General features: G+C 61.7%; 1 protein-coding gene. It reads left to right on the plus strand.

The annotated features are described in order from the left end of the window. On the plus strand, positions 1-270 hold a 270-nt coding region (locus tag IG178_RS25810), incomplete at its 5' end, for a hypothetical protein (RefSeq protein WP_226895778.1). Between the last annotated feature and the right edge of the window lie 382 nt (positions 271-652).

The raw sequence follows: 652 nt of genomic DNA on the forward strand, positions 1-652 counted from the left end.
TACTGCAGCTCCGCCAGTCGCCGCCTCATCGAGGTTGTGGAGAAGCAGGCGTCGGGCAGTCTGCGAAAGCTGCTTGCGTACGGACACTCCATCGAAGTGCTCCTGCCCGATCTGCAGCAGCGTCATCTTCCGGTCGCCGCGATCCGCGTCGACCACGATCCACCGCCCCTGCATGTCCATCACCTCTACTGCTCCTACTCTCGCGAACTTTGCGGATCACACAATCCGCCACTATGGTCTCAGGTCGAAGCCGTGCAGGCGGATGCCTGAACAGCTGGCCCATCAGATGCGGGTGACCTATGTCATCCGCCCTGTCGGAAGGCTGGCAGTTTATGGCTCATCTCACAGCAGATTCCCCGGTCCTGGACACCTTCACCTGTGCGTCGACGCTCCGCGTGGTGCGCTCACTCTCCGATGAGTTGCCCGCGAGCATCGAGGCCATCGCAAAGGCTTCGGGGGTTTCCTGCGCGGCTGCAGACAATGCTCTGCGACACCTGCTTGCCCTTGAGGCCGTGTCCCGGCTTCCCGGTGACCTTTGGCAGCTTCGAGCTGACGGGCTCCGCAAGGCACTGTCGATGGCATACAACGCATGCGGATTCTGAGGCAGAGACATGGCTTGGCAGCTTCACGAGAACTTCCACGAGCTCTGTGC

Origin of the sequence: Neoluteolibacter marinus (genome assembly GCF_014904755.1) — a bacterium.
In the GTDB taxonomy this organism is placed as follows: domain Bacteria; phylum Verrucomicrobiota; class Verrucomicrobiia; order Verrucomicrobiales; family Akkermansiaceae; genus Haloferula; species Haloferula marina.